This window comes from Pseudomonas sp. Ant30-3, assembly GCF_000690905.1.
GTDB lineage: Bacteria > Pseudomonadota > Gammaproteobacteria > Pseudomonadales > Pseudomonadaceae > Aquipseudomonas.
Genome location: NZ_JMCL01000059.1, coordinates 146,207 through 161,127, shown reverse-complemented (window position 1 = coordinate 161,127; position 14,921 = coordinate 146,207). Strand labels below are relative to the sequence as shown.

12 protein-coding genes are annotated in these 14,921 nt (G+C 58.7%); all 12 read left to right on the top strand.

Going from position 1 to position 14,921, the window contains the following annotated elements; translation table 11 throughout:
- Nucleotides 1-11 precede the first annotated feature (11 nt).
- Nucleotides 12-767, top strand: a complete 756-nt coding sequence (gene uppS / locus DU29_RS0115900) for a polyprenyl diphosphate synthase (RefSeq protein ID WP_028622554.1) — start codon at nucleotides 12-14, stop codon at nucleotides 765-767.
- Nucleotides 767-1,573, top strand: coding sequence for a phosphatidate cytidylyltransferase (locus DU29_RS0115895; protein WP_028622553.1), 807 nt, complete (start codon nucleotides 767-769; stop codon nucleotides 1,571-1,573). The genes uppS and DU29_RS0115895 overlap by 1 nt, the downstream gene beginning before the upstream one ends.
- Entirely contained in the window at nucleotides 1,570-2,760 is a 1,191-nt protein-coding gene (gene ispC, locus DU29_RS0115890) for a 1-deoxy-D-xylulose-5-phosphate reductoisomerase (RefSeq protein ID WP_028622552.1), read from the top strand. Before DU29_RS0115895 ends, ispC begins: the two co-directional genes overlap by 4 nt.
- A 34-nt stretch (nucleotides 2,761-2,794) precedes the next feature.
- The gene (gene rseP / locus DU29_RS0115885) at nucleotides 2,795-4,147 is read left to right on the top strand and encodes a sigma E protease regulator RseP (protein WP_028622551.1); all 1,353 of its coding nucleotides are present in this window, start codon (nucleotides 2,795-2,797) and stop codon (nucleotides 4,145-4,147) included.
- A 74-nt stretch (nucleotides 4,148-4,221) separates the two neighbouring features.
- Nucleotides 4,222-6,597, top strand: a complete 2,376-nt coding sequence (bamA, locus tag DU29_RS0115880) for an outer membrane protein assembly factor BamA (protein WP_028622550.1) — start codon at nucleotides 4,222-4,224, stop codon at nucleotides 6,595-6,597.
- Between the two features lie 45 nt (nucleotides 6,598-6,642).
- Complete coding sequence (locus DU29_RS0115875) at nucleotides 6,643-7,146, top strand: OmpH family outer membrane protein (protein ID WP_028622549.1); 504 nt, start codon at nucleotides 6,643-6,645, stop codon at nucleotides 7,144-7,146.
- 3 nt (nucleotides 7,147-7,149) lie between these two features.
- Nucleotides 7,150-8,205: a UDP-3-O-(3-hydroxymyristoyl)glucosamine N-acyltransferase gene (gene lpxD / locus DU29_RS0115870; RefSeq protein WP_028622548.1), complete on the top strand. Its 1,056-nt coding sequence runs from the start codon at nucleotides 7,150-7,152 to the stop codon at nucleotides 8,203-8,205.
- A gap of 108 nt (nucleotides 8,206-8,313) precedes the next feature.
- Entirely contained in the window at nucleotides 8,314-8,754 is a 441-nt protein-coding gene (fabZ, locus tag DU29_RS0115865; RefSeq protein ID WP_007907157.1) for a 3-hydroxyacyl-ACP dehydratase FabZ, read from the top strand.
- On the top strand, nucleotides 8,751-9,527 hold the full coding sequence (lpxA, locus tag DU29_RS0115860) for an acyl-ACP--UDP-N-acetylglucosamine O-acyltransferase (RefSeq protein WP_028622547.1): 777 nt from the start codon (nucleotides 8,751-8,753) through the stop codon (nucleotides 9,525-9,527). Before fabZ ends, lpxA begins: the two co-directional genes overlap by 4 nt.
- A gap of 2 nt (nucleotides 9,528-9,529) precedes the next feature.
- Nucleotides 9,530-10,660: a lipid-A-disaccharide synthase gene (gene lpxB, locus DU29_RS0115855; protein ID WP_028622546.1), complete on the top strand. Its 1,131-nt coding sequence runs from the start codon at nucleotides 9,530-9,532 to the stop codon at nucleotides 10,658-10,660.
- Nucleotides 10,657-11,298 carry a ribonuclease HII gene (gene rnhB / locus DU29_RS0115850; RefSeq protein WP_028622545.1) on the top strand — a complete coding sequence of 214 codons (642 nt, stop codon included), beginning with the start codon at nucleotides 10,657-10,659 and terminating at the stop codon, nucleotides 11,296-11,298. Before lpxB ends, rnhB begins: the two co-directional genes overlap by 4 nt.
- A 76-nt stretch (nucleotides 11,299-11,374) precedes the next feature.
- Nucleotides 11,375-14,896: a DNA polymerase III subunit alpha gene (gene dnaE, locus DU29_RS0115845; RefSeq protein WP_028622544.1), complete on the top strand. Its 3,522-nt coding sequence runs from the start codon at nucleotides 11,375-11,377 to the stop codon at nucleotides 14,894-14,896.
- Nucleotides 14,897-14,921: the final 25 nt, after the last annotated feature.

Below are 14,921 nucleotides of genomic sequence, written 5' to 3'. Positions count from 1 at the left end.
GTCGCGTTTACATGGAAAAGACCAAGCAGGCTGCGCCGTCCGCGGTGCCGCGCCACGTCGCGATCATCATGGATGGTAACAATCGCTGGGCGAAGAAACGCTTTATGCCGGGTGTCGCCGGGCATAAAGCGGGTGTGGATGCCGTTCGTGCAGTGATCGAGGTGTGTGCCGAGGCCAAGGTTGAAGTGTTGACCCTGTTTGCCTTCTCCAGCGAGAACTGGCAGCGTCCGGCCGATGAAGTCAGCGCCCTGATGGACCTGTTCTTCAAGGCATTGCGTCGGGAGGCCAAGCGCCTCAACGACAACAACATCTGTCTGCGCATCATTGGTGACCGTTCGCGCTTCCATCCGGAGTTGCAGGTCGCCATGCGGGAGGCCGAGGCCATGACGGCGGGCTCCAACCGCTTTGTCCTGCAGATCGCCGCCAACTACGGTGGCCAGTGGGACATCGCGCAGGCCGCACAGCGTCTGGCGCGGGAAGTTCAGGCCGGCCACCTGCGTCCGGAAGACATCACACCGGAACTGCTGCAAACCTGTCTGGCAACCGGCGATCTGCCGTTGCCGGATTTGTGCATCCGTACCGGTGGTGAACACCGCATCAGTAACTTCCTGCTGTGGCAGCTGGCATACGCCGAGTTGTACTTCTCCGACCTGTTCTGGCCGGACTTCAAACACGACGCCATGCGCACCGCGCTGGCCGATTTCGCATCTCGCCAGCGTCGCTTCGGTAAAACGAGCGAGCAGGTCGAGGCTGGAGCCCGGGTTTAATGCTTAAACAACGAATCATCACTGCACTGATCCTGCTGCCGATTGCCTTGTGCGGCTTTTTCCTGCTTGAGGGTACGGGGTTTGCCCTGTTTATCGGGCTGGTCGTGACGCTCGGCGCCTGGGAGTGGGCGCGCCTCGCAGGCTTCACCGCGCAGTCGGCTCGCGTTGGCTACGCTGCGGTGGTCGCGTTGATGTTGTTTTTCATGCATCTCCTGCCGGGCCTTGCCCCTTGGGTGCTGGGGGCAGCTGTGCTCTGGTGGGCGGTGGCGACGTATCTGGTGCTGACTTATCCGGGTTCCGCTGCGCACTGGTCGAGTGCCGCCTGCAAACTGGTGATCGGCTTGTTAATCCTGCTGCCGGCCTGGCAAGGTCTGGTCCAGATCAAGCAGGCGCCGTTGGGCAACTGGCTGATCATGGCAGTGATGGTTCTGGTCTGGGGCGCCGACATCGGTGCGTACTTCTCCGGCCGCAAATTTGGTAAACGCAAGCTCGCACCGCACGTCAGTCCCGGCAAAAGCTGGGAAGGTGTGTACGGCGGCCTCGCGCTGAGCCTGGTGCTGACCGCAATCGTCGGTGTGGTTCGTGACTGGAGCTTGGGCCAGATCCTGATCGGTCTGCTCGGCGCGGCCATCATCGTGTTCATCTCGGTGGTCGGCGACCTTACTGAAAGCATGTTCAAGCGTCAGTCCGGCATCAAGGACAGCAGTAATCTGCTGCCCGGTCACGGCGGCGTGCTGGATCGCATCGACAGCCTGACGGCGGCGATTCCGATCTTCGCGGTGTTGTTGTGGATGGCGGCACCGTGAGTCGCCCCCAGCAGGTTACGGTCCTGGGGGCGACCGGTTCGATCGGTCTGAGCACCCTCGATGTCATTGCGCGTCACCCCGATCGTTATCAGGTGTTCGCCCTGACCGGCTTCACTCGCCTGAGTGAGCTGCTGGCGTTGTGCGTACGCCATGCGCCGCGCTTTGCGGTGGTGCCGGAGATGGCTGCTGCTCGCACTCTCCAAGACGATTTGCGCGCCGCCGGCCTTTCGACTCGCGTGTTGGTTGGGGAAGAAGGGCTGTGTCAGGTAGCTTGTGCTCCCGAAGTCGATACGGTCATGGCGGCCATCGTCGGTGCGGCAGGTTTGCGTCCGACATTGGCGGCGGTCGAGGCCGGTAAGAAAATCCTGCTGGCCAATAAAGAAGCGCTGGTAATGTCCGGTGCCTTGTTCATGCAGGCCGTGCGCAAGAGCGGCTCGGTATTGCTGCCGATCGACAGCGAGCACAATGCAATTTTTCAATGCATGCCGCAGGACTTTTCCCGCGGCCTGGGTGCGGTAGGTGTTCGGCGGATTTTGCTGACAGCCTCGGGTGGTCCGTTCCGGCAGACGCCGTTGGCCGAACTGGGGCATGTTTCCCCCGAGCAGGCATGCGCGCATCCGACCTGGTCCATGGGCCGCAAGATTTCGGTCGATTCGGCGAGCATGATGAACAAGGGTCTGGAGCTCATCGAAGCCTGCTGGCTGTTCGATGCAAAGCCGTCGCAGGTCGAGGTGGTGATTCATCCGCAAAGCGTGATTCATTCGTTGGTCGACTATATCGACGGCTCGGTTCTGGCGCAGTTGGGTAACCCCGACATGCGCACACCTATTTCCAATGCGCTGGCTTGGCCGGAGCGTATTGATTCGGGGGTGGCGCCGCTGGATCTGTTCGCCATCGCCCGTCTGGATTTCCAGGCGCCGGACGAGCAGCGTTTCCCATGCTTGCGTTTGGCGCGGCAGGCTGCCGAGGCGGGCGACAGTGCCCCGGCGATGCTCAATGCTGCGAACGAGGTCGCGGTCGCCGCGTTTCTCGACGGGCGGGTTCGCTACCTGGAAATCGCGAGTATCATCGAGGAAGTCTTGAATCTCGAGCCTGTGGTTACGGTGGATGATCTCGAGGCAGTGTTTACGGCCGACGCGAAAGCGCGGGTTCTTGCCGGACAATGGTTGAGTCGCCACGGGCGATAGCATGCAGCACTCGACAAGAATGCGGAGAAAGTAGATGAGCGCGCTCTATATGATTGTCGGCACCCTTATAGCCTTGGGCGTGCTGGTTACCTTCCACGAGTTCGGCCATTTTTGGGTCGCACGTCGCTGCGGAGTCAAAGTGCTGCGTTTCTCCGTAGGTTTCGGCATGCCGTTGCTGCGCTGGCACGACAAGCAAGGCACCGAGTTCGTGGTCGCAGCCATTCCACTGGGCGGCTACGTAAAAATGCTCGACGAACGAGAGGGTGACGTCCCGCTCGATCAGCTCGACCAATCCTTCAATCGCAAGTCGGTGCGACAGCGTATTGCCATTGTCGCGGCCGGTCCGATTGCCAACTTTTTACTGGCCCTGTTCTTTTTCTGGGTACTGGCAATGCTCGGCAGCGAGCAGGTGCGTCCCGTCATCGGCGCCGTCGAGTCCAGCAGCATCGCCGCCAAGGCGGGTTTGACCGCGGGCCAGGAAATCGTTGCCATCGACGGCGAGGCGACCACTGGCTGGAGTGCGGTCAATCTGCAACTGGTTCGCCGGCTCGGCGAGAGTGGTTCGCTGCAAGTTCTGGTACGCGAACAAGGCTCAACGGCGGACACCCCTCGCGAGCTGGTGCTGAATGAATGGCTTAAGGGCGCCGACGACCCTGACCCTATTCGCTCATTGGGGATACGTCCGTGGCGTCCGGCATTGCCGCCGGTCCTTGCTGAGCTCGACCCGAAAGGTCCGGCCCAGGCGGCTGGGCTGAAAACCGGTGATCGCTTGCTGGCGCTCGACGGCAAGGCTGTGGATGACTGGCAGCAAGTGGTCGACACGGTGCGGATGCATCCAGATACCAAAATCATGCTGCGGGTCGAGCGCGACAGTGCTCAAATCGATGTTTCTGTGATGTTGGCCGCTCGCGGCGAGAGCAAAGCACCGAGTGGTTATCTGGGCGCTGGCGTCAAAGCGATCGACTGGCCGCCGGAGATGATTCGCGAGGTCAGTTACGGTCCGTTGGCCGCAATTGGCGAAGGAGCTAAACGCACCTGGACCATGAGCATCCTGACGCTCGATTCGCTCAAGAAAATGTTGTTCGGCGAGCTCTCGGTAAAAAACTTGAGTGGACCGATAACCATTGCTAAAGTGGCGGGCGCTTCTGCCCAGTCGGGTGTCGCTGATTTCCTGAATTTCCTTGCTTATCTGAGTATTAGCCTGGGTGTTCTGAATTTGCTGCCCATTCCAGTACTGGATGGGGGGCATTTGTTGTTTTATCTGATCGAATGGGCGCGTGGTCGTCCCTTGTCGGATCGGGTGCAGGGTTGGGGGATACAGATCGGTATCAGTTTGGTGGTCGGGGTGATGTTACTTGCTCTGGTCAATGATCTGGGTCGACTGTAACGCTTCGCTGAATTGCGAATCTGCCGCATTTTGCGGCAGTTTGTTTATTGCCAGTTGGAATAAGAAAGGACTTCATGAAACGTCTGCTGCTAACTGCGGTTCTCACCGTATTGATGATCGCCGAAGTTCACGCCGAGTCCTTCACTATCTCTGATATTCGCGTCAATGGCCTCCAGCGGGTCTCCGCGGGTAGCGTCTTTGGTGCCTTGCCGTTGAACGTCGGTGAACAGGCGGATGATCGTCGCCTGGTGGAATCCACTCGTGCGTTGTTCAAAACCGGGTTCTTTCAAGATATCCAGCTGGGCCGCGATGGCAACGTCCTGGTCATCACGGTTGTCGAGCGTCCGTCCGTCGCCAGTATCGAGATCGAAGGTAACAAGGCGATCTCTACTGAGGACCTGATGAAGGGTCTCAAACAATCCGGTCTGGCCGAAGGCGAGATCTTCCAGCGTGCCACGCTCGAAGGTGTTCGTAACGAACTGCAGCGTCAATACGTCGCTCAAGGTCGTTACTCTGCGACCGTCGATACCGAAGTGGTGTCGCAGCCGCGTAACCGCGTGGCGCTGAAGGTCAACATCAACGAAGGCACCGTTGCCGCTATCCAGCACATCAACGTGGTGGGCAACACGGTTTTCCCGGATGACGACCTGATCGATCTGTTCGAACTCAAGACCACCAACTGGTTGTCGTTCTTCAAGAACGATGACAAGTATGCGCGTGAAAAGCTGTCTGGTGACTTGGAGCGTCTGCGCTCCTACTACCTGGACCGTGGCTATATCAACATGGATATCGCTTCGACCCAGGTTTCCATCACCCCGGACAAGAAACACGTCTACATCACTGTCAACGTCAACGAAGGCGAGAAGTACACCGTTCGTGACGTCAAGCTCAGTGGTGACCTGAAAGTCCCTGAGGACCAGGTCAAATCTTTGCTGCTGGTGCAGAAAGGCCAGGTGTTCTCGCGCAAGCTGATGACCACTACGTCCGAACTGATCACCCGCCGACTGGGTAACGAGGGCTACACCTTCGCCAACGTAAACGGCGTGCCTCAGCCTCATGATGAAGACAACACCGTCGATATCACTTTTGCTGTCGATCCGGGCAAACGTGCTTACGTCAACCGCATCAACTTCCGTGGCAACACCAAGTCGGAAGACGAAGTTCTGCGCCGTGAAATGCGTCAGATGGAAGGTGGCTGGGCATCGACCTATTTGATTGACCAGTCCAAGACCCGTCTTGAGCGTCTGGGCTTCTTCAAGGAAGTCAACGTCGAAACGCCAGCGGTGCCAGGCGTCGATGACCAGGTTGATGTGAATTACAGCGTTGAAGAGCAGGCATCCGGTTCGATTACCGCGAGCGTCGGTTTCGCTCAGAGTGCCGGTCTGATTCTTGGTGGCTCGATCACCCAGAACAACTTCCTCGGTACTGGTAACAAGGTCAGCGTCGGCCTGACCCGTAGTGAATACCAGAGCCGCTATAACTTCGGTTATGTCGACCCGTACTGGACAGTTGACGGTGTGAGCCTGGGTTACAACGCGTTCTATCGCACCACTGACTACGATGATCTCGAAACCGATATCGCCAGCTATGCTGTCGACAGTCTGGGTGCGGGCGTCAACGTCGGTTACCCGATCAGCGAGACCTCGCGTCTGACCTTCGGCCTGACAGCACAACAGGACACTATCAAAACCGGCGTTTACACCGTCGACGAGATTTTCGACTTCGTGAACAAGGAAGGCGACAAGTACCTGAACTTCAAGGCTTCGGCCGGTTGGTCCGAGTCGACGTTGAACAAAGGTGTGCTGGCCACACGTGGTCGCTCCCAGAGCCTGGTGCTGGAAACCACGACGCCAGGCAGCGACCTGTCGTTCTTCAAGCTTGATTACCGTGGCCAGTTGTTCCAGTCGTTGTCCGAAAATTACACAATGCGCTTGCACACCGAGTTGGGTTACGGCGACGGATACGGTTCGACCGACGGCTTGCCTTTCTACGAGAACTACTACGCCGGTGGTTTCAACTCGGTTCGGGGCTTCAAAGACAGCACGCTGGGTCCGCGCAGTACGCCAAGTAAGGGTACAAACCCTGGCACGGCGGAGGACCCTGACCAGGATCCGCTGCCGTTTGGTGGTAACGTCCTGATCCAGGGTGGTGTAGAGCTTCTGTTTCCTCTGCCGTTCGTCAAGGATCAACGTTCCCTGCGCACTTCGGTATTCTGGGATGTGGGTAACGTTTTCGACTCGTCTTGCTCGGATACCACCAATACCGATGGCACGAAGTCCAATACCAAGTGCAACGAAATCAGCCTGAGCAACATGGCCAGCTCCGTCGGTGTGGGTGTGACATGGGTCACCGCACTGGGTCCTTTGAGTTTCGCGTTGGCAATGCCGATCAAGAAACCGGATGAGGCTGAAACACAAGTGTTCCAATTCTCCCTCGGCCAGACGTTCTAAGCGTCTGACCCAAGATAACGACAATGGATTTTGTAGGAGTGCATCGTGCGTAAGTTGACTCAATTGGTTCTCCTGGCAACCGTACTGGTAGCAGGCCCGGCTTTTGCCGACATGAAAATCGCCGTCCTGAATTATCAGATGGCCCTGCTGGAATCTAACGCGGCGAAGAAATACGCTGTGGATGCCGAGAAAAAATTCGGGCCTCAGCTGAGCAAGCTCAAGACACTGGAAAGCAGTGCCAAAGGCATTCAGGACCGTCTGATGGCGGGCGGCGACAAAATGCAGCAAGGCGAGCGCGAGCGTCTCGAGCTTGAATTCAAGCAAAAGGCCCGTGACTTCCAGTTCCAGTCCAAAGAACTGAACGAAGCCAAAGCCGTTGCCGACCGTGAGATGCTGAAGCAGTTGAAGCCGAAACTGGACAGCGCTGTGGAAGAAGTGATCAAGAAAGGTGCTTTCGACCTGGTTTTCGAGCGTGGCGCGGTGATTGATGTCAAGCCTCAGTACGACATCACCCGCCAAGTCATCGAGCGCATGAATCAGCTGAAGTAATCCATGACAGCGACTATGAAACTCGGCCAGTTGGCCGAGTTCCTCGGCGCCACCTTGCGTGGCGACGCGGAGAAGGAAATCACTGGGCTAGCCACTTTGCAAGAGGCTGGCCCAGCTCAGTTGAGCTTTCTGGCAAATCCTCAATACCGTAAATACCTGGTGGACTGTCGGGCCGCCGCGTTGTTGCTGAAGGCCGCAGATGCCGAAGGGTATGTAGGTGATGTGCTGATCGTTCCCGATCCGTACCTTGCGTACGCCCGGATTTCTCATCTGTTCGATCCCAAACCCAAGGCACCTGCCGGCATACACCCGACTGCGGTTGTGGCTGACGACGCCGTGGTGGATCCGGCGGCCAGTATTGGTGCCTTTGCCGTCATTGAAAGCAAAGCGCTTATCGGCGCAGGCGTGACCATTGGCGCGCACTGTTTTATCGGTGCGCGCAGCCAGATAGGCGAGGGTGGTTGGCTCGCCCCCAGAGTCACGTTGTATCACGACGTGCGCATTGGCAAGCGGGTGGTGATTCAGTCCGGTGCAGTGCTCGGTGGTGAAGGCTTCGGCTTTGCCAACGAGAAAGGCATCTGGCAGAAAATCGCCCAGATCGGTGGTGTGCTGGTCGGCGACGATGTGGAGATTGGCGTCAATACCGCCATCGACCGTGGTGCGCTGGCGGATACGGTCATTGGTAATGGCGTCAAGCTCGACAATCAGATCCAGATTGCCCATAACGTGCAGATCGGTGATCACACCGCCATGGCTGCGTGTGTGGGCATCTCCGGCAGCACCAAAATCGGCAAGCACTGCATGCTCGCCGGTGGCGTCGGTCTGGTGGGGCATATCGAGATTTGCGACAAGGTTTTCATCACCGGGATGACCATGGTGACCCACTCGATTACCGAGCCAGGTTCCTATTCTTCCGGCACGGCCATGCAGCCGGCTGCCGAATGGCGCAAAAGCGCGGCGCGACTGCGTCAGCTCGATGACATTGCTCGACGGTTACGACAGCTGGAAAAGCGAGTAGGGGAAGTGACCCCTGACGGTAATGCTTCATCAGATGGCTGATACCATTTCCATATCAAGTGTGCACAGCCGCTAGACTGCCTCCTTGATTTGCTAGAGGGGCGCGCGTCAGTCGCGCGCTCCCAATCTTTACATAGGCTTCCCCCCGAAATGATGGACATCAACGAGATTCGCGAATACCTGCCTCACCGTTACCCGTTCCTGCTGGTGGACCGGGTCGTGGATCTGGATGTGGAAGGCAAGCGCATTCGCGCCTACAAGAATGTCAGCATCAACGAACCGTTCTTCAATGGTCACTTCCCTGCGCATCCGATCATGCCGGGCGTATTGATCATCGAAGCGATGGCTCAGGCTGCCGGGATCCTTGGTTTCAAAATGCTCGACGTGAAGCCGGCTGATGGCACGCTTTACTACTTCGTTGGCTCCGACAAGCTGCGCTTCCGTCAGCCGGTCCTGCCGGGCGATCAGTTGATCCTCGAAGCCAAGTTCCTGAGCTGCAAGCGTCAGATCTGGAAGTTCGAATGTCAGGCTTCGGTCGACGGCAAGCCAGTCTGCTCCGCTGAAATCATCTGCGCGGAACGCAAACTATGAGTTTGATTGACCCTCGCGCAATCATCGATCCGACGGCCGTTCTGGCCGCCGACGTCGAGGTCGGCCCATGGTCGATCGTCGGCGCAGGTGTGGAAATCGGCGAGGGGACAGTGATCGGGCCGCATGTAATTCTCAAAGGCCCGACGCGAATTGGTAAGCACAACCGCATCTACCAGTTTTCTTCAATCGGCGAAGACACGCCGGACCTGAAGTACAAAGGCGAAGAAACCCGCCTGGTGATCGGTGACCACAACGTCATTCGCGAAGGCGTGACGATTCATCGTGGGACTGTTCAGGATCGTTCGGAAACGACCCTGGGCGATCACAACCTGATCATGGCGTACGCGCACATCGGGCACGACAGCGTCATCGGTAACCACTGCATCCTGGTCAACAACACTGCGTTGGCCGGCCATGTGCACGTTGCCGACTGGGCGATCCTGTCCGGTTTTACCCTAGTTCATCAGTATTGCCACATTGGTGCCCACAGCTTTTCCGGCATGGGCACGGCCATTGGCAAGGACGTTCCGGCGTACGTCACGGTATTCGGCAACCCGGCCGAAGCGCGCAGCATGAACTTCGAAGGCATGCGCCGTCGGGGTTTCAGCGAAGAAGCGATCCATGCATTGCGTCGCGCCTACAAGGTGGTTTACCGCCAGGGCCTGACGGTCGAGCAGGCGCTCGGCGAGCTGGCTGAATCGTCGGCACAGTTTCCGGAAGTCGCGGTGTTTCGTGACTCCATCCAGTCTTCGACCCGCGGCATCACGCGTTAATCATGGCTAATCTGCGTATTGCGCTGGTGGCGGGTGAGGCTTCCGGTGACATTCTGGGCGCCGGTCTCATGCGTGCGCTCAAGGCCCGGCACCCGGCAGTCGAGTTCATCGGCGTTGGCGGTCCGTTGATGCAGGCTGAAGGCCTGACCTCGTATTTCCCGATGGAACGCCTTTCGGTCATGGGCCTGGTGGAAGTGCTCGGCCGGCTGCGCGAGTTGCTCAAGCGCCGCAAGAAGCTGATCGCCGACCTGATCGCCGAGAAGCCGGATGTGTTCATCGGCATCGATGCTCCGGACTTCACCCTCAATATCGAACTCAAACTCCGTCAGGCCGGCATCAAGACCGTGCATTACGTCAGCCCTTCCGTCTGGGCATGGCGGCAGAAGCGTGTGCTGAAGATTCGCGAAGGCTGCGACCTGATGCTGACGCTGTTTCCGTTTGAAGCAAAATTTTATGAAGAGAAGGGCGTGCCGGTGCGGTTTGTCGGGCACTCCCTTGCGGACGCGATTCCGCTCCAAGCTGATCGCGCCGCCGCGCGCGCCGAGCTCGGTTTGCCTGACGGGCCGCTGGTCGCCCTGATGCCCGGCAGTCGTGGGGGTGAAGTCGGGCGTCTCGGTGCTCTGTTCCTCGATACCGCTCAACGTTTGCGCGCTATGCGTCCCGGCGTCCGGTTCGTCATGCCGTGCGCCAGCCCTGAGCGGCGCAAGCAGCTTGAAGAATTGCTGGTTGGTCGAGACCTGCCGCTGACCCTGCTGGATGGCAAATCGCATCTGGCCCTCGCCGCATGCGATGCGGTGCTGATTGCCTCCGGAACGGCTACGCTTGAAGCGTTGTTGTACAAACGGCCGATGGTGGTGGCCTATCGTTTGGCGCCACTGACGTTCTGGATTCTCAAGCGCATGGTCAAGAGCCCCTATGTGTCGTTGCCGAACCTCTTGGCCCAGCGTCTGTTGGTGCCGGAGTTGTTGCAGGACGATGCAACGGTCGAGGCGCTGGCACAGACGTTGTCGCCCCTGATCGAAGGTGGCGAGGAACAGACTCGCGGCTTCGATGAAATTCACCGGACGTTGCGTCTGGATGCCTCCAATCAGGCGGCGGACGCGGTGTTGAAATTGATTGGCGAAACAAAATGACAAAAAACAGCGTACAGATGGGGCTGGATTTCACCTTGGTCGCCGAGCTCGAAGACATGGTTGCCGGTGTCGACGAAGTCGGTCGCGGCCCGCTCTGTGGCGCAGTCGTCACGGCGGCGGTCATTCTCGATCCAAAGCGGCCGATTCTGGGCCTTAATGATTCGAAGAAACTGACCGAAGCCCGCCGTGAAAAGCTTTATGACGAAATTTGCGAAAAAGCGCTCAGCTGGAGCATTGCACGAGCGGAAGTCGATGAAATCGATCAGCTGAACATCCTGCACGCCACCATGCTGGCCATGCAGCGCGCAATCGAAGGTCTGCACATCCAGCCTAAACTGGCGATGATCGACGGTAACCGTTGCCCGAAGTTGTCCATGCGCGCCGAAGCGGTGATTCAGGGCGATGGCAAGGTTCCGGCCATCGCCGCGGCGTCGATTCTGGCCAAGGTCAGCCGCGACCGCGAGATGGCTGCCTTCGAACTGATTTACCCGGGCTACGGAATCGGCGGCCACAAGGGTTACCCGACCCCTGCACATCTTGAGGCGTTGGCGCGTCTGGGCCCAACCCCGATTCACCGGCGTTCGTTTGCGCCTGTTCGCATGGCGTATGAAGCGCGGGAAATCCTGATCGAGGGTTAGTCGCAAGGCTGATGTTTTCGCCAAGGCCCGGTACAATCCGGGCCTTGTTGTTTTCATGCTCACAGACAGGATCACCATGCCGGCTTCATTCGTTCATCTACGCCTGCACTCTGAATACTCCCTGGTCGACGGTCTGGTGCGGATCAAACCGCTGGTCAAGACCCTGGTCGGCATGAACATGCCCGCCGTGGCGGTCACTGACCAGAACAACATGTGTTCTCTGGTCAAATTTTATAAAGCGGCCATGGGCGCGGGTATCAAACCGATCTGCGGCGCTGACCTGTGGCTGTCGAACAAGGATCCGGACAACGCCCTCAGCCGGATCAGCCTGCTGGCGATGAACGCCGTGGGCTATCGCAACCTGACTGAACTGATCTCCCGTGGCTTCATTGACGGCCAGCGCAATGGCTCGATCATCATCGAGCGCGAGTGGGTGGCCGAGGCCAGCGAAGGCCTGATCATGTTGTCGGCGGCGAAGGAAGGCGAAATCGGCCTGGCCCTGCTCGGCGGCAATCCTGCTGAAGCGGAAACCCTTGCGCGCGAATGGATGGCGGTTTTCCCGGACCGCTTTTATCTGGAAATCCAGCGCACCAGCCGCCCGAACGATGAAGAACAATTGCACGCTGCCGTGGCCCTGGCCGAGAAAATCGGCGCGCCGCTGGTGGCGACCAACGATGTGCGCTTCATCAAACAGGAAGATTTCGAGGCCCACGAGACCCGCGTCTGCATCGGGGAGGGCCGCGCCCTCGACGATCCGCGGCGGTCGAAGAATTACAGCGATCAGCAGTATCTCAAAAGCGCCGAGGAAATGGCCGAGCTGTTCAGCGACATTCCCGAGGCGTTGCAGAACACCGTCGAAATCGCCAAGCGCTGCAATATCGAAGTGAAGCTGGGCAAGCACTTTCTGCCTAACTTCCCGATTCCCGATGGCATGACCATCGACGAGTATTTCCGCAAGGTATCGTTCGACGGTCTGGAAGATCGCCTGAGCGTTCTGCTGCCCAAAGACACCACCGAAGACTACGAAGCCAAGCGGCAGGTATACGTCGACCGGCTGAATTTCGAACTGGATATCATCATCCAGATGGGCTTCCCCGGCTACTTCCTGATCGTGATGGACTTCATCCAGTGGGCCAAGAGCAATGGCGTGCCGGTCGGTCCCGGCCGGGGGTCGGGTGCCGGTTCGCTGGTAGCCTATGTGCAGAAGATCACCGACCTCGATCCGCTGGAATATGACCTGCTTTTCGAACGTTTCCTTAACCCGGAACGGGTTTCCATGCCCGACTTCGACGTCGACTTCTGCATGGACGGCCGTGACCGCGTGATCGACTACGTGGCCGAAAAGTACGGCCGTAACGCGGTGAGCCAGATCATCACCTTCGGTTCCATGGCGGCCAAAGCTGTGGTGCGTGACGTGGCTCGCGTGCAGGGCAAGTCCTACGGCCTGGCGGATCGTCTGTCGAAGATGATCCCGTTCGAAGTCGGCATGACCCTGGAAAAAGCTTACGAGCAGGAAGAGATCCTGCGCGACTTCATCAAGGTCGATGAGGAAGCTGCGGAAATCTGGGAGATGGCGCGCAAGCTCGAAGGCGTGGTGCGTAACGTCGGCAAGCACGCCGGTGGCGTGGTCATCGCGCCGACCAAGCTGACCGACTTCTCGCCGATCTATTGCGACGAAGCCGGCGATGGCCTGGTAACCCAGTTCGACAAGGATGACGTTGAAGCCGCCGGCCTGGTGAAATTCGACTTCCTCGGCTTGCGTACCCTCACAGTCATCGACTGGGCGTTGAAAACCATCAACCGCGACCGTGCCAAGGTCGATGAGCCGCCGCTCGACATCGCTTTTATTCCGCTCGACGACAAACCGACCTATCAGTTGCTGCAAAAAGCCGAAACCACGGCGGTGTTCCAGCTCGAGTCGCGGGGCATGAAGGAGCTGATCAAAAAGCTCAAGCCCGACTGCCTCGAAGACTTGATCGCACTGGTGGCCCTGTTCCGTCCCGGCCCGCTGCAGTCGGGCATGGTTGACGACTTTATCAACCGTAAGCACGGGCGTGCCGAACTGGCGTACCCGCACTCAGACTATCAGTACGAAGGCCTCAAGCCGGTGCTGGCGCCGACCTACGGCATCATCCTGTATCAGGAACAGGTGATGCAGATTGCCCAGGTCATGGCCGGTTACACCCTCGGCGGTGCGGACATGCTGCGTCGGGCCATGGGTAAGAAAAAGCCCGAAGAAATGGCCAAGCAGCGCGGCGGTTTCATTGAAGGTTGCGCGACCAACAACATTGATGCCGACCTGGCCGGTAACATTTTCGACCTGGTGGAAAAATTCGCCGGTTACGGCTTCAACAAGTCTCACTCCGCCGCATACGGGCTGGTGTCGTATCAGACCGCATGGCTGAAGACCCACTACCCGGCGCCGTTCATGGCGGCGGTGTTGTCGGCGGACATGCACAACACCGACAAGGTCGTGACCTTGATCGAAGAAATTCGCACCATGAAGCTGCGTCTCGACGCGCCGGATGTGAATACCTCCGAGTTCAAATTCACGGTGAACGACGAGGGCCGGATCATTTACGGTCTCGGCGCAATCAAAGGTGTGGGTGAAGGCCCGGTCGAGGCCATTACCGAGGCGCGCCAGGACGGGCCGTTCAAGGACCTGTTCGATTTTTGCGCGCGCGTCGACCTCAAGCGAATCAACAAGCGAACGCTGGATGGCCTGATCCGCAGTGGTGCGCTGGATCGTCTCGGGCCGTGCTTCCACGACGAGCCGAAGGCCTATCAAGCCAGCATCGACCAGAACCGTGCCATCTTGCTGACGGCCATGGAAGGCGCGATCAAGGCCGCCGAACAAACCGCGCGCACCCACGACAGTGGCCACGCCGACCTGTTTGGCGGGCTGTTCGTCGAAGCGGACGCGGATGTCTACGCCAATCACCGCAAGGCGAAAGAGCTGACGTTGAAGGAACGCCTCAAAGGCGAAAAAGACACCCTTGGCCTGTACCTGACCGGTCACCCGATCGACGAATACGAAGGTGAGATCCGTCGGTTTGCCCGTCAGCGCATCATCGACCTGAAGCCTGCGCGCGACACGCAGACCGTCGCCGGCATGATCATCGCGTTGCGCGTGATGAAGAACAAAAAGGGCGACAAGATGGGCTTCATCACCCTTGATGACCGTTCCGGGCGGATCGAGGCCTCATTGTTCGCCGAGGCTTTCCATTCGGCACAGTCGCTGTTGCAGACCGACGCAATGGTGGTGGTCGAAGGAGAGGTCAGCAACGATGATTTCTCCGGCGGTTTGCGCCTGCGAGTCAAACGCGTGATGAGCATGGAAGACGCGCGCACCAATCTTGCCGAAAGCCTGCGTCTGAAGCTGCAGACCAAAGACCTCAAGGGCGATCAGCTACGCTGGTTGGGTGAGCTGTTCAAGCGCCACCGCGGCGCGTGCCCGATCACCATGGAATACACGAGCCTCGATGCCAAGGCCTTGCTGCAGTTCGGCGAGACCTGGCGAATCGACCCGGCGGATACGCTGATTCAAGCCCTGCGTGACCAGTTCGGGCGAGACAACGTCTTCCTCCAATACCGTTGACGGTCAGGCTTCATTCTTTGCCATG

What these genes read in the sequence shown, in the direction of transcription:
- lpxA (WP_028622547.1), top strand. Translation starts at nt 8,751, where the DNA reads ATGAGTTTGATTGACCCTCGCGCAATCATCGATCCGACGGCCGTTCTG.
- bamA (WP_028622550.1), top strand. Translation starts at nt 4,222, where the DNA reads ATGAAACGTCTGCTGCTAACTGCGGTTCTCACCGTATTGATGATCGCC.
- lpxD (WP_028622548.1), top strand. Translation starts at nt 7,150, where the DNA reads ATGACAGCGACTATGAAACTCGGCCAGTTGGCCGAGTTCCTCGGCGCC.
- dnaE (WP_028622544.1), top strand. Translation starts at nt 11,375, where the DNA reads ATGCCGGCTTCATTCGTTCATCTACGCCTGCACTCTGAATACTCCCTG.
- DU29_RS0115895 (WP_028622553.1), top strand. Translation starts at nt 767, where the DNA reads ATGCTTAAACAACGAATCATCACTGCACTGATCCTGCTGCCGATTGCC.
- rseP (WP_028622551.1), top strand. Translation starts at nt 2,795, where the DNA reads ATGAGCGCGCTCTATATGATTGTCGGCACCCTTATAGCCTTGGGCGTG.
- rnhB (WP_028622545.1), top strand. Translation starts at nt 10,657, where the DNA reads ATGACAAAAAACAGCGTACAGATGGGGCTGGATTTCACCTTGGTCGCC.
- lpxB (WP_028622546.1), top strand. Translation starts at nt 9,530, where the DNA reads ATGGCTAATCTGCGTATTGCGCTGGTGGCGGGTGAGGCTTCCGGTGAC.
- fabZ (WP_007907157.1), top strand. Translation starts at nt 8,314, where the DNA reads ATGATGGACATCAACGAGATTCGCGAATACCTGCCTCACCGTTACCCG.
- uppS (WP_028622554.1), top strand. Translation starts at nt 12, where the DNA reads ATGGAAAAGACCAAGCAGGCTGCGCCGTCCGCGGTGCCGCGCCACGTC.